Source organism: Bombiscardovia coagulans (genome assembly GCF_002259585.1).
Lineage (GTDB): Bacteria > Actinomycetota > Actinomycetes > Actinomycetales > Bifidobacteriaceae > Bombiscardovia > Bombiscardovia coagulans.
Window position 1 is genome coordinate 20,089 of sequence record NZ_MWWS01000007.1, and the last position, 24,587, is coordinate 44,675.

The 24,587-nt window shown below is 49.0% G+C and carries 20 protein-coding genes and 3 tRNA genes; 7 read left to right on the plus strand and 16 right to left on the minus strand.

From position 1 onward, the window contains the following. Nucleotides 1–100: 100 nt before the first annotated feature. Complete coding sequence (locus tag BOCO_RS05895) at nucleotides 101–1,954, minus strand: DUF6541 family protein (RefSeq protein WP_094723201.1); 1,854 nt, start codon at nucleotides 1,952–1,954, stop codon at nucleotides 101–103. A 4-nt stretch (nucleotides 1,955–1,958) separates the two neighbouring features. Continuing rightward, nucleotides 1,959–2,681: a metal-dependent transcriptional regulator gene (locus BOCO_RS05900; protein ID WP_094723203.1), complete on the minus strand. Its 723-nt coding sequence runs from the start codon at nucleotides 2,679–2,681 to the stop codon at nucleotides 1,959–1,961. 209 nt (nucleotides 2,682–2,890) lie between these two features. Between BOCO_RS05900 and BOCO_RS05905 the strand changes: the two genes are divergently transcribed. From BOCO_RS05905 to BOCO_RS05925, 5 genes are all read left to right on the plus strand, one after another. Then, nucleotides 2,891–4,342, plus strand: a complete 1,452-nt coding sequence (locus BOCO_RS05905) for an Nramp family divalent metal transporter (RefSeq protein WP_094723205.1) — start codon at nucleotides 2,891–2,893, stop codon at nucleotides 4,340–4,342. Nucleotides 4,343–4,669: 327 nt separating this feature from the next. After that, nucleotides 4,670–6,115 carry a catalase gene (locus BOCO_RS05910; protein WP_094723207.1) on the plus strand — a complete coding sequence of 482 codons (1,446 nt, stop codon included), beginning with the start codon at nucleotides 4,670–4,672 and terminating at the stop codon, nucleotides 6,113–6,115. A gap of 128 nt (nucleotides 6,116–6,243) precedes the next feature. Then, nucleotides 6,244–6,331: transfer RNA gene (locus tag BOCO_RS05915), tRNA-Ser, on the plus strand. Between the two features lie 176 nt (nucleotides 6,332–6,507). Continuing rightward, nucleotides 6,508–7,125, plus strand: a complete 618-nt coding sequence (locus BOCO_RS05920) for a hypothetical protein (RefSeq protein WP_094723209.1) — start codon at nucleotides 6,508–6,510, stop codon at nucleotides 7,123–7,125. Nucleotides 7,126–7,483: 358 nt separating this feature from the next. Beyond that, nucleotides 7,484–7,909, plus strand: a complete 426-nt coding sequence (locus tag BOCO_RS05925; RefSeq protein WP_094723211.1) for a glycerophosphodiester phosphodiesterase — start codon at nucleotides 7,484–7,486, stop codon at nucleotides 7,907–7,909. Between the two features lie 154 nt (nucleotides 7,910–8,063). Here the strand turns inward: BOCO_RS05925 and BOCO_RS05930 are convergent, their stop codons facing one another. Further along, complete coding sequence (locus BOCO_RS05930) at nucleotides 8,064–8,684, minus strand: hypothetical protein (protein ID WP_244568769.1); 621 nt, start codon at nucleotides 8,682–8,684, stop codon at nucleotides 8,064–8,066. Nucleotides 8,685–8,908: 224 nt separating this feature from the next. Here BOCO_RS05930 and BOCO_RS05935 point away from each other — a divergent pair, with 224 nt between their 5' ends. Further along, nucleotides 8,909–10,717, plus strand: a complete 1,809-nt coding sequence (locus BOCO_RS05935; RefSeq protein ID WP_158520429.1) for a DUF6020 family protein — start codon at nucleotides 8,909–8,911, stop codon at nucleotides 10,715–10,717. 123 nt (nucleotides 10,718–10,840) lie between these two features. Here the strand turns inward: BOCO_RS05935 and rplA are convergent, their stop codons facing one another. The 12 genes from rplA to BOCO_RS05995 form a co-directional block, all read right to left on the minus strand. After that, on the minus strand, nucleotides 10,841–11,530 hold the full coding sequence (gene rplA / locus BOCO_RS05940) for a 50S ribosomal protein L1 (protein ID WP_094723217.1): 690 nt from the start codon (nucleotides 11,528–11,530) through the stop codon (nucleotides 10,841–10,843). A 56-nt stretch (nucleotides 11,531–11,586) separates the two neighbouring features. After that, the gene (rplK, locus tag BOCO_RS05945; RefSeq protein ID WP_094723219.1) at nucleotides 11,587–12,021 is read right to left on the minus strand and encodes a 50S ribosomal protein L11; all 435 of its coding nucleotides are present in this window, start codon (nucleotides 12,019–12,021) and stop codon (nucleotides 11,587–11,589) included. A 147-nt stretch (nucleotides 12,022–12,168) separates the two neighbouring features. Further along, nucleotides 12,169–12,996, minus strand: a complete 828-nt coding sequence (nusG, locus tag BOCO_RS05950) for a transcription termination/antitermination protein NusG (RefSeq protein ID WP_094723221.1) — start codon at nucleotides 12,994–12,996, stop codon at nucleotides 12,169–12,171. 41 nt (nucleotides 12,997–13,037) lie between these two features. Then, nucleotides 13,038–13,265 carry a preprotein translocase subunit SecE gene (secE, locus tag BOCO_RS05955; RefSeq protein WP_094723223.1) on the minus strand — a complete coding sequence of 76 codons (228 nt, stop codon included), beginning with the start codon at nucleotides 13,263–13,265 and terminating at the stop codon, nucleotides 13,038–13,040. A gap of 36 nt (nucleotides 13,266–13,301) precedes the next feature. Further along, nucleotides 13,302–13,374 (minus strand) — tRNA-Trp (locus BOCO_RS05960). A 176-nt stretch (nucleotides 13,375–13,550) separates the two neighbouring features. Beyond that, entirely contained in the window at nucleotides 13,551–15,221 is a 1,671-nt protein-coding gene (gene obgE, locus BOCO_RS05965) for a GTPase ObgE (RefSeq protein ID WP_094723225.1), read from the minus strand. Between the two features lie 110 nt (nucleotides 15,222–15,331). Then, the gene (rpmA, locus tag BOCO_RS05970; protein ID WP_094723227.1) at nucleotides 15,332–15,583 is read right to left on the minus strand and encodes a 50S ribosomal protein L27; all 252 of its coding nucleotides are present in this window, start codon (nucleotides 15,581–15,583) and stop codon (nucleotides 15,332–15,334) included. A gap of 38 nt (nucleotides 15,584–15,621) precedes the next feature. Next, on the minus strand, nucleotides 15,622–15,930 hold the full coding sequence (gene rplU / locus BOCO_RS05975) for a 50S ribosomal protein L21 (RefSeq protein WP_094723229.1): 309 nt from the start codon (nucleotides 15,928–15,930) through the stop codon (nucleotides 15,622–15,624). Nucleotides 15,931–16,078: 148 nt separating this feature from the next. Continuing rightward, nucleotides 16,079–18,835: an Rne/Rng family ribonuclease gene (locus BOCO_RS05980; RefSeq protein WP_169711897.1), complete on the minus strand. Its 2,757-nt coding sequence runs from the start codon at nucleotides 18,833–18,835 to the stop codon at nucleotides 16,079–16,081. A gap of 415 nt (nucleotides 18,836–19,250) precedes the next feature. Continuing rightward, nucleotides 19,251–20,585 carry a Maf family nucleotide pyrophosphatase gene (locus BOCO_RS05985; RefSeq protein WP_094723231.1) on the minus strand — a complete coding sequence of 445 codons (1,335 nt, stop codon included), beginning with the start codon at nucleotides 20,583–20,585 and terminating at the stop codon, nucleotides 19,251–19,253. 124 nt (nucleotides 20,586–20,709) lie between these two features. After that, on the minus strand, nucleotides 20,710–22,506 hold the full coding sequence (gene argS, locus BOCO_RS05990) for an arginine--tRNA ligase (protein WP_094723233.1): 1,797 nt from the start codon (nucleotides 22,504–22,506) through the stop codon (nucleotides 20,710–20,712). Between the two features lie 199 nt (nucleotides 22,507–22,705). Continuing rightward, nucleotides 22,706–22,781 (minus strand) — tRNA-Arg (locus tag BOCO_RS05995). A 138-nt stretch (nucleotides 22,782–22,919) separates the two neighbouring features. On the opposite strand from BOCO_RS05995, the gene BOCO_RS06000 reads away from it, so the two are divergent. Then, a complete protein-coding gene (locus BOCO_RS06000; RefSeq protein ID WP_094723235.1) occupies nucleotides 22,920–23,549 on the plus strand; it encodes a CYTH domain-containing protein in 630 nt (209 codons plus the stop codon). A gap of 23 nt (nucleotides 23,550–23,572) precedes the next feature. Here the strand turns inward: BOCO_RS06000 and BOCO_RS06005 are convergent, their stop codons facing one another. Next, nucleotides 23,573–24,535, minus strand: coding sequence for a tetratricopeptide repeat protein (locus BOCO_RS06005; protein WP_094723237.1), 963 nt, complete (start codon nucleotides 24,533–24,535; stop codon nucleotides 23,573–23,575). Nucleotides 24,536–24,587 lie beyond the last annotated feature (52 nt).

The following is a 24,587-nucleotide window of genomic DNA, read 5'->3' on the forward strand; positions in this document are numbered from 1 at the left end:
CGTGCAAGCATTCGTTTTACAAATCACAGGTTAATGGAAATAGATGGTTGATGGTTCTGGAACACTAAGGCACTACAGGACTTTCATAAATACCCTGACATTACTGCTGTTTATGACAATCAAATCGCAAAAGCTGCCATTGCTGTCCACTAGGTGCTTCATAAGCAAAGGAATCAACTGGAATTAATGTTCCAGAACGAATATAGCTGTCAATAAGCTCTTGCGAGTGGAAGGGATCATACTGGGCCTTATAGGTGAACAACTGCAAGCTGGGCGCTTGGGGTCCCATAGCCAAAAAGTATTTCGGCCCTTGCGCAATGGAACTTCCCTGCTTGCTCGTGTAGCTGGGATTCACTGGACACACTGTTTGCAAAACCTGATCCCGGTTCCCAGAGTTGAAGGCGGCCTCTACTTGCCCAAACACTTTGCCATTTTTTGTATCCATAGGATTGTATACCGGGTATAGCATGTTCATCCCGTAGAGCGCCATCCCATACATTGAGCCATTCATGGGGTCAGAAATGACAACTGAGTCTGGTTCCACCTGTTCATATACAGCTTGTAAGACCCGTAACTTGCCAGGGGTTAGCTGTTCTGTGGGATTCTCACTATCTGGGGCAGTAGATGTTTCCACCTGCTGCCTGAGCTCATCCCTTGTGGGGTTGGCTAAGTTAGCAGTTATAACCGCTACCAACAGGACGCACAACCAAGCCAGCGCCAACCCTTTGCGCCTGGTCTTACTAGCTAACCATTGCAGTTTCTTCCCAGCTGTATCGGATTCTATGTACGCTATACATCTGGACGTGCCAAATGTTACCAGCGGCAAGACAGCCAGAGGAATCATAGACAAAGGCCGGGTCTCCACTCGATACCAAGCAGCTGTCAAGATATTTGCTACCGGCCCTGTCAAAGAAGCACTGCTGAGGTAGATAGCTCCAGTCAATAAATATGACGAAATAAGAGCAACCCCATCTTTACGCCGCCCAGCACTCAGCGTCAAGGAAGACCATACTGAGAACATTACCAGCACAAACATCAGTAATCCGGCAACACCTGGAAGAAAGTTGGTAGCGAAAATCGTTAAGGACTCAGACAAGGGCCGTGTTGGAGTATACGTATGGAACCACGTTGCTGGATTGAAATAATTCTTCCCATGGTCTCGATGCATCACATACCAGGTAAAGAGACCGGCAGCAAGGCCTAAGAAAGCAAACACCGATGCTATCAGCTTCCAAGAGAACTTCAAAAGAATAAAGAAGATGATAAACACGAGGTAAGTAAAAGCAACACGGGGATGCGCTAGCAATACCAGCACACCCAAAACAATAGAAATCGTTAGCCATTGAAACACCGACTGTCGCGAGCGCACTGCACTGTCAGTCAGCACATCAATAAGTCGCAAACTGGCATAGAGCAAGAATGGCAGTATGCAAGTAGCAAAACCATATGCCAATATGGGGCCCGCCGATAGGTACCAGTATGGATGCGCCACAGACGATACAGATACAACAGGAATGAGAACGCACAGCACAGCACGGTATGGCAAGCGAATATTGTGGAAAAAGTAGGAGCACCACAACAGCATGCCGGCGGGGAACAGTATTCCAGACGCCAGCAGCCAGATGATATTCACTCCAGCAAAGATACTCAGCTGCAAGCCGCACAGTTGCGATAGTTTTAGGAGCGCCCAAACACACACATGAAAAAGCGGCGGGTAAAAAGCATCATTAGGATAGAGCTCAAACGTTGCGGACAATCCATTACGCAGCAGCTTGCGGATGGAATAGTAGTGGGAAGGCGCATCCAGCTGGTGGATAGGGAGGGTCCACATGTTACTACTCTTTGGCAGCCACATCAGAACCACTGCAAAGGCTATCGACACTCCCAGCAATGAGCAGATGCCAACCACATATCGGGGGTGCCGACGAAGTCGCTCTATAATCCCAGCGTTCAAGCCCTTACTCCTTGGTTAGTGGTTGACGATCAGATATCTCACACACCCGGATCCGGTCCGCCACCTGAGACCCGAAGACCAGTGACGGTTTACCCACTTCCTTATAATCCTGATCCAGGGGAATTACAGTTATTGCATCAGAATACGGTGCCTGGGAACCGACCCTCAGCAGGGAACCAACGTTGACCTGCTGGCTCTGCAAATACCGCAGCATCTCAGAATCTTCATCACTAACCCTATCCACTCTCACGATTGCATGCTCTGGGACAGCAGACAGTGGTACTGAATTGGTGCGGTCAGGCAAAATACCCTCAGAAGAAGGAATAGGATCGCCATGTGGATCCCTATCTGGGTGCCCCAAAAGTGCATCTACACGCTCAATCATCCTATCCGACACCGCATGCTCTAAGCTTTCCGCTTCTTCATGCACTTCATCCCAGCTATATCCTAGTTTCTGGACTAGGAAGGTTTCAATGAGACGATGACGGCGCACCATTTTGATGGCATATTTACGACCTTTATCTGTTAATGTGACGCCACCATAAGGCTGATGTTCCACTAAGCCAGCAGTAGTTAAACGAGCCATGGCTCCAGATACAGTCGACAGTTTAACTCCAACTCTGTTTGCTAAAGCTGAAGGTTGGATAGGGCGAGAATCCCATTCCTGCAAGTCCCAAATTATCTTCAAGTAATCTTGTGAATTTGCCGATAATTCCTCCAAAGTCATAGGGCAAGTTTAGCAAGAAGCCTACTTCACTATGCTAAGCAAGAACAGAACTTCAACCTCACACAAGAAGTTTCCACATGCCGAGACTAGCGGTAATATTAAAAAGCAACTAAACTTCGATGTATCGAAGATAGAAGTTTGATAGTCAATATCTCATTTCTATAAGCATTATCATTGAGAAGCCGACAGTCACAGAGCCGAGGGATAGCATGTCAAGCACACCACCACCATCTGGCGAAGGTAAAACTACCGTACCTTTAGGCAATAGCCGGCCTGCAAGTTCAGGCAACGCTCACGATTTACAACAAAAGTCTTCCCTCATCCAAACTGCCAATGGACGTTCTCTCGAAGAAGTCAACTCCACAATCCCAGTTCCCCGGGGTCAAGCAAATTTTTGGAAAAATCTAGCAGCCTTCTCAGGGCCAGGAGCCCTTGTGGCCGTTGGATATATGGATCCTGGAAACTGGATTACATCAATTTCAGGAGGAGCTCAGTATGGCTATCTCCTCATGTCTGTGATCCTTATTTCTAGCCTTATCGCCATGATGCTCCAATACATGTCAGCAAAACTCGGCATTGTAACCGGAATGGATTTAGCCCAGGCAACTCGCTTGCACACGGGACCAAAGCTTGGGTTTATCTTGTGGATTTGCACAGAGCTGGCAGTTATGGCTACTGACATTGCAGAAGTAATCGGAGGAGCCATTGCCCTTAAACTCCTCTTCGGAATACCTCTCATCGTTGGCGTTGCCTTAACTATTTTCGATGTACTCCTTCTCCTTCTCCTCACCCACCTGGGCTTTCGACGGATTGAAGCCATCGTATCAGGGCTCATTCTTGTTATTATGCTGGTGTTCGTCTATGAAGTAGTGCTAGCTCAACCCAATATTCCTTCTATTCTTGAAGGTTTCATTCCCAATAAGCAGATTCTCGGTAATGGACAACTTACTATGGCATTAGGCATTGTTGGCGCTACAGTTATGCCCCACAACCTTTATTTGCATTCATCAATCGTCCAAACCCGTGACATCGACCGATCCGATGACGAACAGGTATCGAATGCCGTTCGTTTTGCCACTTGGGATTCGAATATCCAGCTATCTGCTGCATTTATTGTGAACTGCCTCCTCTTGATTTTAGGAGCAGCCATGTTTTTCGGTCACGGTGAAGGACTGGACACCTTTACCGCCCTGTATAACGCCCTAGGAGATCAAAAGATAGCAGGACCCGTAGCATCTGGATTATTGAGCACCCTTTTTGCAGTGGCCTTGCTTGCATCCGGGCAAAACTCAACCATTACAGGCACCCTTACCGGTCAAATTGTCATGGAAGGTTTCATCCGAATGCGGATACCCCTATGGATGCGCCGGATAGTTACTCGTCTTATCTCAATTATTCCTGTACTTATCTGCACATTACTCTTTGGCGGCAAAGAATCAGCTTTAGATAATCTCTTGGTCTACTCTCAAGTTTTCTTGTGCGTCGCCCTCCCCATATCAATGGTCCCCTTGGTTTGGTTCACCTCATCCACAAAAATCATGGGAAAGTATGCTAACTCACGCTTGCTAACCACTCTTGCTTGGGCCGTCGTAATAGTCCTGACTATACTCAACATGCAATTACTCATTCAAGATATTGGCGAAATCATCAGTCTTATATAAAGACGTTTTATTGGAAAGCAGGTATCAACAACGCTTCATGTGCTAGCACATAGGCGCATGATTCCATGGAACCTCATTGTGAATAGCTTTTGCCAATTACTTATATGACTGACTGAATTGACTCTGTGTGCAGGATCACTATTTATACTTGCAGTCGTTATCAATAAAGCTCAAAAAAGAGTAGACTTGTACAGTGAAAGCACACAGCGTTGTGAAGGAGATCATACTCACCGCTGTTCACTGGGTATGACTGAGTTTGATCCAACTGCCGATAACAACTGTTCAAGTTAGCACAGGCAGCGCAAGATTAGGAAATGAAGGTATGTAATGAATACAAAACTCACTACCAATGAGGGCCAACCTTGGGCTGACAACAACCACTCACAGACGGCAGGCAAGCGCGGACCAGTCCTCATGCAGGATTACCAGCTCCTAGAAAAACTAGCCCATTTCAACCGAGAACGCATTCCAGAGAGAGTAGTCCATGCCAAGGGAGCGGGTGCTAAGGGTACATTCACTCTCTCCAAAGACATGAGCCAGTACACCAAAGCTGACGTGTTCAATGGCAGCGGCAAGCAGACTCCAGTACTTATTCGCTTCTCTCAAGTTGCTGGTGAGTTAGGCTATCCTGATACCCTACGCGACGTCAGAGGTTATGCCCTACGTTTCTACACAAACGAAGGCAATTATGACATTGTAGGCAACAACACGCCTGTTTTCTTTGTCAATGACCCCCTCAAGTTCCCTGATTTTATCCATTCTCAGAAGCGTGACCCAGCAACTCACTTGCGCACCCAAGAAATGCAGTGGGACTTCTGGTCTCATTCACCTGAGTCCCTCCACCAGGTAACCTATCTGATGGGCGACCGTGGAAATCCAGCCTCCTACCGGACAATGAACGGATACGGTTCACATACCTTTAAGTGGGTTAATGCTCAAGGCGAACAATTCTGGGTCAAGTACCACTTTGTCAGTGCTCAAGGCGTCAAAAACATGACTAACGAACAGGCAGCAAAAACAGCCAGCGAGGACACTGACTACCTACTACACGATCTTTACGATGCTATCGAACGCAAGGATTATCCATCATGGAAAGTGTGCGTACAAATTCTGCCTTACGAAGAGGGGCTCAACTACAAGTACGATATCTTCGACGTCACCAAGACCGTCTCCAAGAAGGACTACCCGCGCATTGAAATTGGCGAGTTCACTCTTAACGAAAACCCGGTCAACTACTTCGACGAAGTAGAAGAAGCAGCTTTCTCTCCAGCCAACTTCGTACCAGGTATTGAGCCTTCTCCAGACAAGCTTCTACAGGGTCGACTCTTTGGCTATAAGGATGCAGAGCGCTATCGCTTGGGGGCAAATTATGAACAGTTGCCTATCAACCGGCCAGTGAATGAAGTGCATAACTATGAGCGAGACGGCTTTATGTCACAGGGGCAAGATGGATCGGTAAATTATGAGCCCAATTCACACGATGGACCAGTCGAAGATCATGATGCTCGCATGCACCCTGATGCAGTAGAAGGTGTCACCGAGTATTCACAACCATACGAAGTAGACCACTACTCTCAGGCCGGTGACCTTTACCGATTGATGTCTGCCGATGAAAAGGATCGCCTCATCCAAACCATCACCGATACTCTTGGCACAGTAGAAAACCAAGACATTAAAATATTACAAACCCGGCAATTCTACCGGGCGGACCACGACTACGGAGAACGCGTAGCTCAGGCCTTAAACCTGCCGTTAGCATCCATCCAAGAGTAGGGTCCAGCCCAATCAAGAATATACACGCCTACACGCGCGCCTATAGATAGAATCAGCATCTTGTGTTACTATAAGATGCTGTGGCTGAGTAGGCCAGCTAGCTCGGGCTAGTGGTCCACTCCCATCTCGGAGAATTCGCCTAGTGGTCTATGGCGCACGCTTGGAAAGCGTGTTGGGTTTACGCCCTCACGAGTTCGAATCTCGTATTCTCCGCCACAGAAACCCCCTAGGGCTATATAACCCGCCCTAGGGGGTTTACTAGTATTCCAGCAACACTGCACTCACCTATCTCCTGTGGTTCTTAGTTCTAGCTCGAGAACAAATAACAACACAGACACATAGAGGTTGCTCATGGGGACTCAACTAAGGTAAACTGGTATCAAGGAGGCTCTATGATGAGCAATACAACAAAAACCAATCATAGGAATTCTCAGGTTACTCAAGATTCTGCAGCATCTGAAGAACCCGTAGAGCAACAGAACGAGCACACTAGCGAAAACCCGAAAACTGCCAGCTCTCAAGAAACCGTCAGCAACACACCAGCTGATGATCAATCACAAGCTGGGTCCATGCTGGAGGCTGCAGGTAGTATAACTAATTCAGCCGTGCAAATTGTGGAGAATAATGGGCACCATAATCCTCTCTACTTAGGTCTGGCAATCGCTTTTGCCGTTGCCTCACTGGGGGTTGCTTTTTCAACTTTCCCTGTTTTTCTCTCCATACCCCTAGCCGGCGTTCTTTTAGGAATCAGTGTCTGGCTCCTGTGCCATGTGGGTGTCATTCACCTAACAACATCAGACAGTGCTGATCAACAGCAACTAGTAAGCACATCTACAATAGGTGTACTTATTGCGGCACAGATTGCTATCACAGATGTTTTCCTGTTCACCCGTTTAGGGTCAGTAGGCAGTAAACAAAGCGGGATGGTTATTGCTTGGATCTTGGCAACAGCTATTGAGGCTGCCGCTGCTGCCGCTGTTATCGTTGCTAGTTTACGACGTAAGCCCTAAACCATACACATTATCAAGTCGATACACACGACAACTTATGCAGGTCCATAAACGAATCAGTTCTCTTTACTGTGAGCAAAATTACCATCAGCAAATGTGAGCTTTTTGATGCAGATCTGACATCCGATACCCTATACAGAAAGCTGTTTCCTCTTCTCGGTAGTACTCAGAGCAATACATATTCGAAGACGATTGAGGTAACAATGACCAGTATTTTTTGATACATTTAACAGTGCGGATGCAGTGCAGTATACGCGGTTTATCCACACTGTTCAGTAGCAGTTATGGCCTGAGCTTTGGGTGTTCAGGTCCCCCACATTGATACATAGACAGCGAGGATCTCAAGGAAGGACTGTATATGGCAGACCAAAACGACAGCACCACAATTGTTGTAGATGGCAAACTCTTCAGCGTTGATGACGCCACTAAGACGCGCGAAGCGAATAAAGTCGCAAAACGCTTCGGCATCAGCGATGAGGCTTTACAAGGCGTCGAAGATTTTAAAGACCAGTTAACATCACACAAGGCCTGGGATTTACCCTTCATGGGTTATGTTAATGAAGATGGTTATGGGTACGCATACGTACCAGATCAGGCTGTAGCTCCCGGCGGTTGGGATGCGCATAAAGCCTTTACTGAGCTCCCTCCAGACGTGCAAACAGCCTTTGCTATTCGTATGCTCTTTACCCATCGAGACGTAGACCGTTATGGAGCAAACATGTTCCTTCACTACGATCGCGGTTTAAATATTCGTTTCGACATACCGGTCTCACAGAGTTACTAAAGGTTACCAAACCTCCCCGTTTTGATAGGGGAACTGCAATAAGGCCTAGGTGCAGCTAATCATGAGGGCTGCACCTAGGTCGTTTTACGTACGACCCTAATGCTCCCAATGACCAAAAGACGGTGTGTATCCTACGCTTGCAAGAACGCTAGGCTTAATGAATAAGCCCTCCGAACATTACAATAACAATTGCCGCAAGCTCAATCACAAAAAACATGGACAACGCGGACCATGAGTGGGTCAGAATATTCCAAGGGGAATCTTTTTTGACTCCTACAAGAATAGCCACAAACACTAGTGCAAAAACAGCCACTCCCATGCCGGCAGCTAGAATCCCCAAATTGGCAGCATTTGCAAGGACTGCTGACTTCTGGTACACCACATAAGTGCTGTACCAGAAGTTCACTTTGAGTAAGCATAGGCCTGCGATAAACTGTTCGGCAGCCAAACCTATGGTAAAGACCACCCGCCAGAACCAGCTAGAAGACTCAATGATTGACAACCCAATGCCTACAAAAGCCACCAAAGTAACAGTCCAAGCGATGAGCGCTATACCACGCGGATCGAGTGAAGACACCATACGCATCACTTGCACAGTGTGATGCATCGCCAGAGCTCGTCCCCACCAGTAAGGAACGATGATCGCTATCAAAACCGCTCCAATGAATACCATCCAGCGTATAGGCTGAGACTGCCTACGCTGTATATCTGCCAGTGAATATTGAGAGTCAGATATTGTGGCTTCTGGGTGTGATGAAACCTCCGGAGACTTCACGCGTTCTCCCTCTCTCTCACTCTGCTGGACTTGATAGCTAGTGTATTCACAACTCCACAAGCCCTACCTGCACTAATACTACCAAGTTATCCTATTAGCTAAGCTGGTCAAAGTTATCATTCCTCTCAGCACACATGAGCGCATAAAGTGGGATGTGCAAGCTAGAATCAATAGCGATGGAATACCAACAAGACAGCAAGCTCACCAGCAGGTCACACGTTACAATGAACGATAGTTCTCACCGTCATTCCTGGACTCATATCTTAGCCTGGATTTTAGCAACCCTCGCTTGCTCCTGGATTGCCTTTTGCACGGCAATCGGACCTATTTACCGCAACAATGCAACGATTACAAACTTCAGTATTAGCAATCTGTTGCTCTTTCTTGCAACTTTGGGGATGAGTCTTGGTTTGGTCTATGCCATCAGCCTTCGCCGCTCTCAAGGAGGTAATCCTGCGTCTACCAAGACTTGGGGCAAGTTAGGGAACTGGCTTATCCGTCATACAGCTCAGTGGTGGCAAATAATGCTTTTTGTGTTAGTAGGTTGGCTGTGGGCCTGGGTCACCCTTGTAGCTTGCTATGGAGCGGACCTCCTTTCCCAGGATCGAGAAGTATCATCTTGGCTGGCGACCATGCATGGTGCTCATCTGCCTTACCTACAAGGCTTTACCATCATGGATGTCTATCCAACAGCCCATTACTTGTGGCCGGCACAAGCTACATACTTAACCGATCAGCACAATATTTTCCTTACAATCCTGTACGGAGGCGGGATGGCTCTCTCCCGTAAGCTGACAGGTGTTCCTGACTTAGGTATTGCCATATTGTCTGGCCTCCAACTCATTTTTGCAGCATACTGTTGCGGTGTGACTGCCAACCGTTTCTTTCAACCAGCTAGTACTTTCCACATCACATCTCCTAAAGGCCATACATCCATGGCAGAAGCTGGTCCCCTAGCCCGTTTCTGCACTCTAGCCTTTTTCCTGCTCTGCCCGCTTGTAATCGTGAGCACCATCAGCCTGACCAAATCTCCCTTATTTGCTTGGGCATTCTTATGGTGGATAGGGGTGGGTTATGAGATTTACCTCAGCAGAATAAACGGCAGAAAACTGCCAGTAAAAACATTATGGGCCTTAGTTTTTTCCAGTAGCATCATGCTCATATCAGCAAAATATGCCCTCTACCTACTGGTACTCCAATTAGTTCTAGCCCTTATTACTGACCGCAAGCATTGGGCCACATACCTCGTTTGTCTCGGTATACCTGTGATAGTTTTCCAGTGTTGTCTTGGTCTATTATTTGCTTCTGGTGCAGTCATCAAAGGCGATCCTATCGAAGCAAGAGGTATCCAACTGCAACAAATCTCTCGCGTAGCTCAAAGAAACCCTTCGGGGATTCCTAACCAAGCACGACAAGATCTTGAGCCTATCATGGACTTGCATGCAGCCGGTAGAGCGTACTTCCCCAATGATGCAGACAAGGTCAAGTCGTCTGGTGGAGAAGGAAAGACGGTTGTTTACCGCTGGAAAACAGTTACAGCAAACGATATGAAGCAATTGAACCGAGCCTGGCTGCAGATCGGTCAGCAGAATCCTGCCATATATATGGATGCCTTCTTAGCTGAAAGTTATGGCTACTTTGACTTAGGCGACACTGCCTACGTGCCCATGTCTTACTATGTCAACAATGGGTATGTACAACAAGATTCAGCCTGGATTAGTCACTGGTGCCATAACTGGAGAGATTTTGTAGCCGGTTTTGCAAGCAGTTGGAGTGAGATTCCGGTCATAGGTTGGTTCGCCCGGGGTAACTTCTGGGTCATTGCTACCCTCATACTGATTGCCTGCGAACTAGTGCGTGGTCGCTGGAAGGATTTGTATTACCAACTTCCGCTGCTTGTCCTTATGGGCGTTATGATTACCTCGCCAGCTAACAACTTTGAGCGGCACATGCTCCCCTTAGTATTTGCCTTCCCCTTCTTACTGATAGCATTTCACCGTTGCAGCCTTGCAGACGAGCAAACAGGAGCATGAAGCAGGCTACATACCGAAGATCAGAAGCTACCGATTCTGAGCAATAATTATCTTAATAATCAATAAGAGCCTGCTGTAACCTTGTCGGTTACCAGCAGGCTCTTATTACAATACGCTCTACAGTTAGATTGTTGCTAGGTCTAGAGGAACACCTGGGCTCATAGTAGATGCCAATGTTGCCTTTGTGACATAGCGACCCTTTACCGTGGTCGGCTTGAGACGCTTAATTTCCTCGCTAACAGCGTGGAAGTTCTCAGCCAAGGCCTTTTCATCAAATGATGACTTACCAATTAAGAAGGATAAGTTTCCATTCTTATCGACACGGAATTCGATTCTGCCGCCCTTGATCTCCTTGACAGCCTTAGCCACATCCATGGTCACGGTACCTGTCTTGGGGTTAGGCATTAAACCACGAGGGCCGAGAACGCGACCCAAACGACCGACCTTGCCCATCATGTCTGGTGTGGCAACTACAGCATCGAAGTCCAGATAACCGCCGGCTACCTTAGTAACGAGCTCATCATCACCGACTTCATCGGCCCCGGCTTCAGCAGCTGCTGTAGCCTGAGGTCCACGAGCGAACACCAAGACCTTAACAGTCTTACCGGTGCCATTGGGAAGGTTGACAGTACCACGAATGAGCTGGTCAGCCTTGCGAGGATCTACACTCAAACGGTACACAGCCTCAATGCTCTCGTCGAAACCATACTTTGGCATGGTCTTCAAGAGGGCTAATGCCTCTTCGGGTGTGTACAGGTTGGAGCGGTCAATCTTCTCCAGCGCTTGACGATATTTTTTAGAACGCTTTGTCATCTGCTTCTCCTATCAGCAGTCGCGGTGCAGGCTAGCGTCGCCCTACCGCAGAACTTTCAGTCGGTGACGGTAATGCCCATGGAACGGGCGGTGCCTTCGACAATCTTCATGCCAGCTTCGATATCACGTGCTGACAGGTCAGCCATCTTGGTCTCAGCGATCTCGCGAACCTGAGCCTTGGTGACGGAGCCAACCTTGGTGGTTAGTGGGTTGCCAGCACCCTTCTTCACACCGGCTGCCTTGCGGAGCAAGTCCGCAGCAGGAGGAGTCTTGGTGATAAAGGTGAAGGAACGATCTTCAAAGACAGTAATTTCGACAGGTATAACATTTCCCATCTTGTCTTTGGTGGCGTCGTTATAAGCCTTGCAGAAGTCCATGATGTTAACACCGTGAGAACCCAGTGCGGGACCCAGCGGTGGTGCAGGATTAGCCTTACCGGCCTCGATCTGCAGCTTGATAAGCGCTGATACTTTCTTCTTCTTTTGAGCCATTGCTGGTTCTTCTTTCTACGAAGCGGTTACACGGCAGATTCTCAAATCCACCTCCCGCAACTATTACTTTCCAACACCGATGATCGTACGATCTGTCGATGCAAGCTTTCTTATTATGCCATTGTAACTCGACGAGTTAAGCTACGATCATACGATCTTTTCGACCTGATCAAAGCCCAGCTCAACAGGAGTATCGCGTCCGAAGATGGAAACCAGAACAGTAAGCTTCTGAGTAGTCGGCTCCACTTCAGACACCGCCGCAGCCATAGTAGCGAATGGCCCTTCAGTGACAGTAACTTGGTCACCAACTTTGAAGGAGACTTCAACTGAACGCCTCTTGGCAGCTGCCGGTTTATCTCCGGCTGCTTTCAAAGCTTCAGAAGCAATCATAGGCGCCATCATCTTCACGACCTCTTTGCGAGAAAGAGGCGTGGGCTCTTTGGTTGGTCCAACGAAGCCAGTAACTCCCTCGGTTTCCCTGACAACACGACGAGCATTTTCCTCTGGCCACATACGAATCAATACATATCCGGGAACCCGAACCCGACTAATGACTTTTTTACCTTTGTCGGTATGCTTTTCTACCTCTTCCATCGGTACTTCTACCTGGAAGACCTGATCCTCGAGACCAAAGGAGTTAACACGGGACTCGATATTTGTTTTTACACGCTTCTCATAACCAGAGTATGTGTGTAGCACATACCAATTTCCCTCAAGCGTGCGTAGTTGCTGGGAAAACTCATCAACTGCCTGCTGACCAGGATCGTCCGAAGCTAGCTGAGAAGAGCTGCTGTCAAGACCCTTGGTCTCTTCAGTACTGTCAACAGTTCCTGTAGCTTCTTGTTCAGATGGTACCTGACCTTCTGCTTCAGGAGGAGCAACCTGCTCGTCAGCAGCTACAGGCGTCGTTGTGTCGGTAGAGACCTCCATGCTCTCTTCCTCATTCATCGCATCCGCCTTCCGATCATCACTCATGAAATGAGCCACCTTATCAAGAATGTAAGTGTTACTAGATATCAGCCAAAGATCAGCATGACCAGTTTACCAAGCCCAAAGTCAAGGGTTGTTACAAATATCATCAAGAAGAGTACGAAAACAAATACGGACACGGACCAGCCAAGCAATTCTTTGCCGGTCGGAGCCACTACCTTACGAATTTCGTCAAATACCTGCTTAATGAACATGCCGATGCGCTGGAAGATATTTGGCCTCTTGCTGTTGCCGGCCTGTTCCTTCTTAGCCATACTCGTCCTTCGTTCGTTCCTAGGTCCAACCATGAGCAGGGAAGGCGGGACTCGAACCCACAACCTACGGTTTTGGAGACCGTTGCGCTACCAATTGCGCCACTTCCCTAGGGGTACTGACCCATGTTACTCAAACCGGTGGATACCGCTATGAGCTACGCGGTGGCAGACCGCCAATCTTCTACTGTAGCCTAATACCCCGATTCCGTCTACCCGACCTAGTCGGCTGTGTCGAATTCGATATTGACTCGTTGAACGATCGTGGCGGATTGCCCCCCTGCGCTCTCAGCTTTGGTCGGCTTCAGGGTGAAGAGCTTTGCCGATTAAACCCTGCGCATCTTGCGGATCATCATTAACTGTAGGATCAGACCAGTGATTTGCCTTGCGTTCTGCTTCCATGGCTTCACGAACAGCTTGTTTAGCATCCATCATCTGGTGATACTGTGCACGCCGTTCACTATTCGTACGCCTGTGGGAACGAGTTTCTAACTGCTCTAGACGCAAATCCTTGCCTCGGGAAATCATAGGGGCCCCGTCCAGCATTTCGGCACCTGCCGCCACAGTCGGATCCCAATCGAAGGCAACTTCATCCCTTCCTCGACCGATACGCACTTCATCGCCTGCGTGAGCTCCAGCCTTGCGCAAGGCATCCTCCACACCCAGCTTGGCGAGTCGGTCAGCCAAGTAGCCTACTGCCTCTTCATTATCAAAGTTGGTCTGCTTAACCCAACGCTCAGGTTTTGTACCTGTTACGACAAACCAGTATTCACCCAATTTATTGTGTTTACGCTCCACCTTGAAGGAGCCTACGAAATCATCACGGCGACGCCTGCGATCTTCAAGAGGACGGATAACTACACGCTCGTTGTCACCCTCAGCTTGTGCAACGGCTATCTTTGCTCGCATCTTGTTCACTAGATCAGCGAGATAATAACCTAACTCTCGCAGACCTTCATGGGTTGCCGTCGAAATAATAAAGACCTTATGACCCAGCTGTTCAAACTCTGGTTTCACGAATTCCGCCAGTTCCTTGGCTTCGGGAATATCAGCCTTGTTCAAAACAATTACTCGCGGACGTTCAGCTAAGGCAATAGCACCTAAGGGCAGTTCTAGTTGGTCAGCATAGAGGGCGAGTTCCTGCTCAATCGCCTGGTAATCTGCTACAGGATCCCTGTCTGTTTCCATGCTGGCACAATCAATAACGTGGGCTACTACTTCGGTTCGTTCAATATGCCGCAAAAACTCCAGCCCTAGTCCCTTCCCTTGGGAAGCCCCCGGAATAAGTCCCGGAACATCAGCCATGGTGAAGCGGTAGTCTCCCGCCTGTACCACTCCCAAGTTAGGAACCAGCGTCGTGAAGGGATAGTCTGCAATCTTAGGTTTTGCAGAACTCATGGCAGCAATCAAACTGGATTTACCAGCAGACGGAAAACCTACCAACGCAACATCTGCAATTGATTTAAGCTCCAGCATAATCTCGAGCTCTTGTCCAGGTTCACCTAACAGAGCAAAGCCAGGAGCCCTACGAGTTTTGTTAGAAAGAGAACGATTACCAAGTCCACCTGAACCACCTTTGGCCACCACGTAACGGTCACCAGCATGGTTGAGGTCAGCCAATCGCTCACCCCGACGCTTACTCTCTCCCTCATTGCCAATAGCGGTAAAGACCACCGTCCCAACAGGAACAGGCAATATCAAGTCAGCGCCCTTACTACCGTCCTTGTCGCCTCCCAAACCCATAGTTCCCGAATCCGCAGAACGGTGAGGCATGAAGCGGTAATCAAGGAGACTGGTTGCATTAGGATCAGCCACTAGCACTACAGAGCCACCGTCACCGCCGTCACCGCCATCCGGACCAGCAAGCGGCTTATACTTCTCCCTGCGAATGGACGAGGCGCCGTTGCCGCCATCACCACCCTTAACATGGACAGTAACGCGATCAACAAATGCACTCATAATTGCTACTTTCTACCATGACCGTTTACCTACGGCTCAGCAAATATACAACAATAGCCGCGTCCATAAAGGGCGCGGCTATTAAAATATTACTTCGACTGGAAGAAACGTCAGTCTGATACGACGTCTACAACCTTGCGGTCACGACGCACACCGAACTGGACGTTACCATCTGCCAGAGCATACAAGGTAAAGTCCTTGCCCAAACCGACATTCTTGCCGGGATGGAACTTGGTGCCGCGCTGGCGAACCAAGATATTGCCTGCAACTACAGACTCTCCACCGAACTTCTTAACACCGAGGTATTGCGCGTTAGAATCGCGACCGTTGCGCGAGCTTGACGCGCCCTTCTTGTGTGCCATGTCTTGTCCTTTCCCGACTGAAAGCTATAAACCAACGCTTAGGCGATGGATGTAATCTTAACTGCACTCAGCTGCTGACGATGTCCTTTTCTACGGGCAACACCGGTCTTATTCTTGAACTTCTGAATGCTGATCTTAGGTCCTTTGAGTTCGTCGTCAACGACCTCACCCTTAACTGAGATCTTCGCCAGATCCTTAGCTGCCAGAGTCACCTTAGCGCCATCAACAACGAGCGCGACCGGGAACTCGACCGACTCACCCTTCTTGGCCGCCAGACGGTTCACCTTAATGACGTCACCGACCTCGACCTTTTCTTGATGGCCACCGGCCTTCACAATCGCGTACATAGCCCTACCTTGCCTGTTTTCAAAGCTGCAACTTGTCTTACTTCATCCTGCCACTACATAGCGGACAGAAGTAGACACCAGCTATTCAGTATATAAGTAAGCGCGCCCACTCGTCAAATGGCAGCGCGCCGACGAAACACGCTATAGCTTATGCCTCCTCTACGACATCTTCTTGTTGATCGCTGTCATCGAAACTTTCATACGAATCAAAACCTGTAGTATTACTGCTCTCAAGTTCGTCCTGAGAGTAGTCATCGTCATTCTGAACACCCTCATCGCCAGTATCTGCAGCCTTTTCAGCAGCAGCGGCAATCTGTGCAAGCTTTGCCTTTACGTCAGGAGAAGAAGCTTGCGGTGGTTGAGACTCCTTCGCAGGTTTGCTGATGTGCGATCGCTTATTCGTTTTCACAAAAGGATCGCCACCCTTAACAGCATACGGATCGTCAAATTTATTAGATATCGTAGGCTCATCGTGAAGGATAAACCCACGACCACGACAGGTAGGACACTCTTCTGAGAAGGCCTCAACAAGACCTTGACCTACCCTTTTACGGGTCATCTGCACTAACCCTAGCGATGTAACTTCCGCCACCTGATGCTTTGTTCGATCTCGAGCTAAGCATTCAACCAATCGACGTAACACCAAGTCGCGGTTAGAAGGCATGACCATATCAACAAAATCGATCATCACCATACCGCCAATGTCCCTCAAGCGCAGCTGGCGAGCAATTTCCTCAGCTGCCTCTAGGTTACAGCGGGTTACTGTCTCCTCCAGAGACTTACCTTTACCGATGTACCGCCCTGTATTTACATCAATGGTAGTCATTGCCTCTGTGCGGTCAATGACCAGAGAACCACCAGACGGCAGGTAGACCTGACGCTCCATTCCCTTACGCAACTGACTATCAATCTGCCACTTGTCAAAAACGTCTTTGCCCTCATGCTCGCTAGGGTCCCACTTGACAAGTTTGTCTTTCAAATCAGGAGCCATAGTCTCTAAGTAGTTTTCAATATGCTCGTACACTCGGTCACCCTGCACCATGAGCTTGTTGAAATCATCGTTAAAGATATCTCTAACTACACGAATGGCTACGTCAGGTTCTCCCTGCAACAGCTTGGAACGTTTGCCGTGCCAGAATTCTTCCCGCTTGTCTTCGATAGCTTTCCACTGCCGTTCGAGACTCTCTAAGTCCTTTTGAATGGCCTCTTCACTGGCTCCATCCGCAGCCGTGCGGATAATGACGCCCATATCTTTAGGCGCAATCTTAGCAACAATTGACTTAAGTCTAGAACGTTCATGGTCTGACAGTTTTCGAGATACACCCGTCATACCGCCAGACGGAACTAGGACCAGGAAGCGTCCCGCTAAAGTCACTTGGGAAGTCAGACGAGCACCCTTATGCCCGATAGGATCCTTAGTCACCTGAACCAGAACCGGATCACCTGACTTGAAAGCTAGCTCAATACGGCGAGGTTGCCCCTCTAGTCGAGTAGTATCCCAGTTTACTTCACCAGCATAGAGCACACCATTTCTTGCCTGACCGATATCAACGAATGCAGCTTCCATGCTGGGGAGCACATTTTGAATGCGCCCCAGATAAATGTTGCCAAGAGAAGATGCCTCGTCAATGTCTGAGACATAATGTTCAACCAAAACGCCATCTTCTATAACAGAGATCTGGGTATGCTGCTCTTTTTCACGCACCACCATCATCCGGTCTACATTCTCACGCCGGGCTAAGAAATCCTGTTCAACCAGCTGAGTCTGTTTACTGCGCTCACGGCGGTTATCACGCCTACGCTGCTTCTTTGCTTCCAGTCGTGTAGAACCTTCAATACCGGTAATCTCATCCACATACTGTTGACGGCGGGAGCGACGAACCGGTTCTTCTTCACTCTCTTTAGTACCGCGACGACGACGGCGACGACGGGTGAGACCAGAGTCTTCCTCGTCTTCCTCACTCTTATGTCTACGTCTGGTAACAGGTTTGACCTCTTCATCGTCGCCACTAGCATCAGTGGAAGATTCGGATTCTTCATCAATGAAGACAATACCGTCAGTCTGGAGGTCTTCTTCAATCTGACCAACCTCATCAGCTGCCTGCCGTTCTTCCGCATTGAGCCTGCGGGAACGACGGCGACGGGGCTCTTCTACTTGAGCAATCTCAGTTTGATCTGCTTCCTGCTCTGTAGACACAAGAGCTGTCTTAGCTGCCTTACGGGTACGACCCTTACGGCTGCCTGTTCGACGACTTCTTGTAGGCTCTTCAGTGTCTTGGCTGTCAGCAACTGTATCTACTTCGTTATCTTCCAGCGTACTTTCTTTGCGAACAGGAATAACAGGCTCTTGGAAGAGCAAAGACGTCATGGGCTTCGCTGGTGTTTTATTTACCGCAGCTTGTGCAGACCGCGATTTCAAACGACCACTTTGCTCATTAGTCTCGTTATTGTTGGTCCCGTCATTCTTGTTCTCGCTAGTTTTCCGTATACGACTACGGGTTGAATGAGATCGAGAACCAGTAACTATCTCTGCACCTGTAGCCTGCTCATTTTCAGAGGCATTCGAGTGCCTCTTCCGAGACTTGGGCTGTTCCATTTGCTCAACTTGGATCTGAGCTTCTTCAACATCTGTCACACGCTTTCGACTTCTGCCACGGCTGCTAGAACTTTGACTGCGCTGAGAAGACGATGTACGTCTTCCTCGCTTAGGCTGAGCACTCACTGGTTCTTGTTGCTCAGACTCGACCTGAACCGGAACATCTGCACCAGCAGCTCCAGCGCCCCGCACTACCCTACGGCCACCTCGCCTGCGAGTAGGCTTTACCTTGTTGTCTTGCTGACTGACTTCATTCTTGTATTGTGAGGACTTACTTTCTACGGCATCCTCAAGTGTTTTATTCGACACAATGCTCCTTGCGACCCGCTGCACCGAATCGCTATCATAGTACAGACCTGCTCTCACACTACGCTCTCACCGTAGCCGTGCTTTACACACATAGTCCAAACCTTCAAAAGTCTTCCGAGGCGGACACCGTCGCTTACATCTGCAAAAGCAAGCATGTAAGAGGATCAACGCCTACGCTATACAGGCAGCCATACAGAGCCACCACTTACATAAGTATCTCACAACTTCTTCTTACAAGCTAATTCTTCAGCAGAACACACAATGAGCCGTCGGTAAACTGTGGCTTCTGCGCCCTGTGATTGTGCTATTTTGACTACACTCTCAAGCAACCAAGCAAATACAACTTCTTACTGTGCAACGAACATTGAATACATAGGCACCGTTGACTTCGAGCATGCAAGATACAAGACTTCAATCAGCTTTGGGTTGGTGCCTGAGCCGGAAACGCTCGTAGGCGACTATAAAATGCTGGCCAATCTCTTCCGAAAGCACCTAACAAGCGCTTATTTGCTACTTCATCCAAAGGCACCCAGGCTAATTCAATACTCTCATCATCGTTCATTCTTGGATGAACTGAACGACCAGATTTTTCACGAGCAAAGACTGTGGTATATGCCCAAGGTCCATGATCCTCCACATATGTGCCTACCACGTCTATGTCTTGGGGTCTAATATTGGCTTCCTCATAGGATTCACGCAGGGCACCTTCAATAGGATTTTCACCATCAGCTATGGCGCCTCCAGGAACTCCCCATGTGCCACCTTCTGCTGACCACTCAGCCCGATGCTGTAGCAGCACTTCGCTAATACAACCTGTTGACTCATCAGAACGAGCTAATAAGACACCAGCTGCACCGTTGAGTCCCCAATGCTGGTGCCCGCAAGCGCAATTGACCCAACCATCTCCAGGCTGGTGAACATTTTCTTCAGGAGCCTGTGCTGAACCTGCGGCAAGTTCATGTAGCTGTTCATGTTCTTCGTTCACATTCCACAAATCAGCCCACCTTATACCTAATTGGCTCACCAGCTTTCTCAGTAACGGTAAGCTCAAACCCATAACCGCACTAGGCGACCCGCTTATACCTTCAATAAAGGCAGCCCCCATACCTTCTATGGTAAAAGAGCCAGCTACTTCCAGGGGCTCGCCTGTACTCACATAGGCAGCTATATCTTCAGCTGTATATGCCCCAAACGACACTTGAGCATGACTCACCGCTTCTACCTGCCGCCCTGAAGCTAGGTCGATCACACAGTGTCCTGTCCACAACGTACCGGACTTACCACTAACAGCCATCAAGCGTTCCTGGGCTACCTCAGGATCGTGCGGCTTACCTTGAGCTTGACCATCGAACTCAAACAAAGAGTCACAACCTATGAGCACTGGTCCGTGGCTAACTGTCTCCATGCCAGCACTCGTACTGATGACAGTTTTCAGATCTTCCTGTCTACGAACACTCCCATAACCATCCTCAAGCGGACGTGAGAGATATTGTTGACCGCTGGCTTCCTCCTCAGCCCTGCCCACAGCTTTATACACCTGCCTTACCGCAGCAGCCTTGGCTCGAGCTAAAATTGCCACTTGCTCTTTGACCGGTAAAGCATCTGCACGCACCCCAACTTGGCGTGCGGCCTCAGACAACACTTGTGGCTCATCGACACCAGATGTTCGGACAGTAGGCCGGATGCCAGCCCGAACCAGCAAGCGCCGGCGGGAAGGTGATTGCGAAGCAAGAATTACTGGGATAGTCATATTGCCATATTTCCTTCCGCTAGCGACTTGAGCTATCTTCTGCATACCAACATACAGGTGGATTGTTCTCAGTACCTATAGATAGCTAGTACCAATAGACTTAGAAGACTGATGAGGACACAGCTCACATATGATCCGGTGCGGTCACAGCCAGGATACTAAGACCATTTTCAATAACTTGCTGTACCGCATCATTGAGTTTTAACCGAGCAGCAGCACGTGCGGGCTCAGGATTTTTAGCCTGATGAGCCATTTCAAGCTCATTCTCAGCCTCACGACTCTCGAGATCAGTTAAGGGCATAGGCACCACTCGTTCTCGGTTGTACCAGCGATGGTAGGTACCCGCTAAATCTTCTAAGTAATGCGCCAGACGGTGAGGGGCTCGCTGGTCAGCAGCCAACTGTAGAGCAGATGGGTACAACGCAAGCTGAGCCAAGACCTCCCCGTCGGCTTCAGTATCCAACATGTTCAAATCTGCCTGAGATATGTCGATACCGGCAGCCGCAGCATTACGATCTACATTCTTTGAGCGCGCGTACGCGTACTGTACATAATAGACCGGATTCTCATTGGTATGGGAAGCAAGCAAATTCAAGTCAATATCTACAGACTGGTTGTAGTCGGTGCGAGCCAGAGAGTAGCGGGCAGCATCCACTCCCACGGCTTCCACCAAGTCGTCAATCGTGACGACGTTGCCTGCACGCTTAGACATACGAACAGCTTTGCCGTCCTTAACTACGTTGACCATCTGCCCAATTAAAATTTGCATATTGACCTCGGGCTGGTCTCCAAACGCTGCACACATGGCCATCATACGGCCAATATAGCCATGATGATCAGCGCCAAGCATGTAAATAGCCACATCTGCTGGGTCAACTGGACGGTGACGCTTGTTGTAGTAGTATGCAATATCAGCAGCAAAATATGCGTAGCTGCCATCAGACTTGATGATAACCCGGTCCTTATCGTCCCCGTGCTTGGTGGAAGCAAACCAAGTGGCACCATCTTTTTCGTAGAGGTCACCCTGCTCACGCAGAACCTCTAAAGCTCTCTGGACTTCACCATCCTCGTACAGGCTATTCTCATGGAACCAGACGTCGAAGTTCACACGGAAGTCCTTCATAGACTGCTGAATCTCAGCAAACATCATGGGCACAGCACGCTTGCGGAACTCTTCACGCTGGGGCGAATCTCCCTCTCCCAACGGTTCACCGTCATGATCCTGCCCACCGTCAACGCGGGGCAGAGCGAGAATATCGACTCCATCGGCTTGCGCCTGCTCAATGACCCTTTGAGCAATCTCATCGATATATGCACCCTTGTAACCATCTATAGGAGTCGTCTCACCATGGGCAGCAGCTACAAGAGACTTTGCAAAACGATTTATTTGTTCACCATGATCATTGAAATAATATTCACTGACTACTGTTGCTCCATTTGCTGCGAGAACACGCGCCAGAGAGTCGCCCACCGCAGCCCACCGTGTGCCACCGATGTGAATAGGACCAGTAGGATTAGCGGACACAAACTCCAAGTTAAGTGTCTTACCTGCTAAATGTGTATTAGAACCATAGGCCTGGCCTTGCGTGAGTATAGTATCCACTACTGCTGCGGAAGCTGCTGCATTGAGTGTGATATTGATGAAGCCTGGTCCCGCTATCTCAACCGAAGCTATGCCTTGGTTGTGCTCTAGTTCATTTGCAATAGCTTGTGCCAGATCAGTGGGCTTACTACCAGCTTTCCTTGCTAACTGCATGGCAATATTCGTGGACCAGTCACCGTGGGCACGATCTTTGGGACGCATGACAGCAAGCTTGTCAGGAGAGGGAATATCACCGGCAACTAAACCACCAAGAGCAGTCTGGTCTGCTAAGTTTTGACAAACGGAACAAATTTCTTGTGCAAGTGCTTCAGGACTCATATCTTCAGTCTACCGAAGGTACTGAACTCATGGAACTCCATTAGTGACGCGCCAGCTCATCTGGATGCAGGGATCCGTACAGCAATAAGCGTGTATGAGAATCACCAGAGACGCTTGCGTAGCTCTTGATCATGTAACTATGCGACTACCTTGTAGATATTTAAGACCATTGCGAAGGCAGCAGAAGAAAATTGCAAGCTGGTGGGCTCGAAGGGATTCGAACCCTCGACCTTCTGTTCCGGAGACAGACGCTCTATCCACTGAGCTACGAGCCCATATTAACTGCCGAAGCTTAACGCCTCACAGGCACAAGACAGTATTCTAGTCCATCCGAAGAACAAGCGGGTAACTGTCTTCGGGCTGCCGGCGCGTCACCTACACTTCCACAGACTGTGTATAGGTAGAATGGCCTCATGGATGAAGATAAAGACGACTTCGAGTTCGAACGCAGGTTCTTTTGCCAGACACAACCCGAAGAGGTCAATAGTGCCGACATGTCAACCCTTATTGTTCAGGGCTACTTTGTACATGAAGATAACTATGCCCTTCGCATTCGTCTACAGGCAGAAGGTGTCAACAGGACTATGAACGCTCACACTGATGCGCTCGATGTATTACTGAAAGAACGTGACCAATACACAGCTGCTTCGATGACTGCCAAGGGCCCAGTCGTTGGTGGCACGAGGTATGAGGCCGAACGAGCTCTTGATCCTGGCATCGCTGCAGAATTAGTCGTGCGAGGAAGTTCTCTCATTGTTAAAAATCGGTATGGGATCTGGCTGGGTGAAGACTGGTGGAATATCGACGTTTTCGGAGGATCGAACGCCCCCCTCGTTGTCGCTGAAGTGGAACGGTCTGGTCCAGTAACTGATCTTGTCATTCCAGCTTTTTGCACGACCGAAATCACTGACGACCCTCGTTTTTCTAACGACGGCCTAGCTCAGAGCCCATACTCCACTTGGTCAGATAGCTTTGAACAAGAACTGGCAAGCAAAGGAACCCGTTTCTTAAAAGGATTCGGCAGCAATCGCAGTTTAGACTAGGGACAATTGAGTTTGTCTCTCGTCTAATACATAACTGTCGCTAAACGCCGACGTGCTCTAGCTAAGCGGGGATCTGAAGGGTCTACCATGGCAAAATATTCTAGCAGGCGACTGTGCGCGTCAGCCATTTGATCCTTATGTGCAGCTATACAATCAATGAGACGAGAGAATGCATCATCAACCTTGCCGCCGATCATATCAACATCTGCTGCCGCGAGCTGAGCTTGTAGGTTGTCTGGCTGATCAGCTGCTTCCTGCCTAATGACGCGGACATCTGCATGGGCTGAACGCGCCATCAGCAAGGCCTTAGCATGTTCTCGGACCGCAAACTCGTCGTGAGGGTCTTTCTCCATGAGCGCAGCGTAGGCTTGTGCAGCACCAGCGTAATCTCCATCCTGGGCCAACAGCTGAGCTTGTTGATGTTCTGGAGATACTTCAGCTGCACTAGTTTGTCGAGCTTGCTCTTGCGTACCTGATTCATTGGATTCTTGGAAGGGAGCAGAACCTGTAATCCCTTGCTGTTGAGCCAACTGGATAATCTGAGGAATGAGCTGTTCCACAATCTGTTGCAACTCATCGGCTGAAGGTAGTCCTTCCAAAATAGGCATGGGACGACCCGCGATGAGTGCATACAGAGCAGGAGCACCCTGAGCTTGTAAAGCCTGGGCAATTTGAGGATTAGTTGCAATGTCTACGCGCGACAGCTGCAATTTGCCGTCCTGAGCATTGACAGCGTCAGCCAGAGCCTGCGCAAGGGGGAAGAGCCTGTCATCAGTTGGTGTCCACAGCATGAGCAGGATAGGGAAAGTGGCAGATGTTTGCACCATAGCAGGGAATGAAGCCTCAGTGGTATCAATTACATAGCCGCCAGCAAGTGGAGCCCCTCCTGCCTGTCCAGGCTGAGCCTCTACCTTGTGCTTGAGCGATTCCAAATCTACAGCACCTGCCATTGAAAAGTTTGCACGAGGCTGAGCTTGCTGTGCCATACCACCATCTCCCTATTCTATTTCAACTGTCTCATACCAAGACATATACATA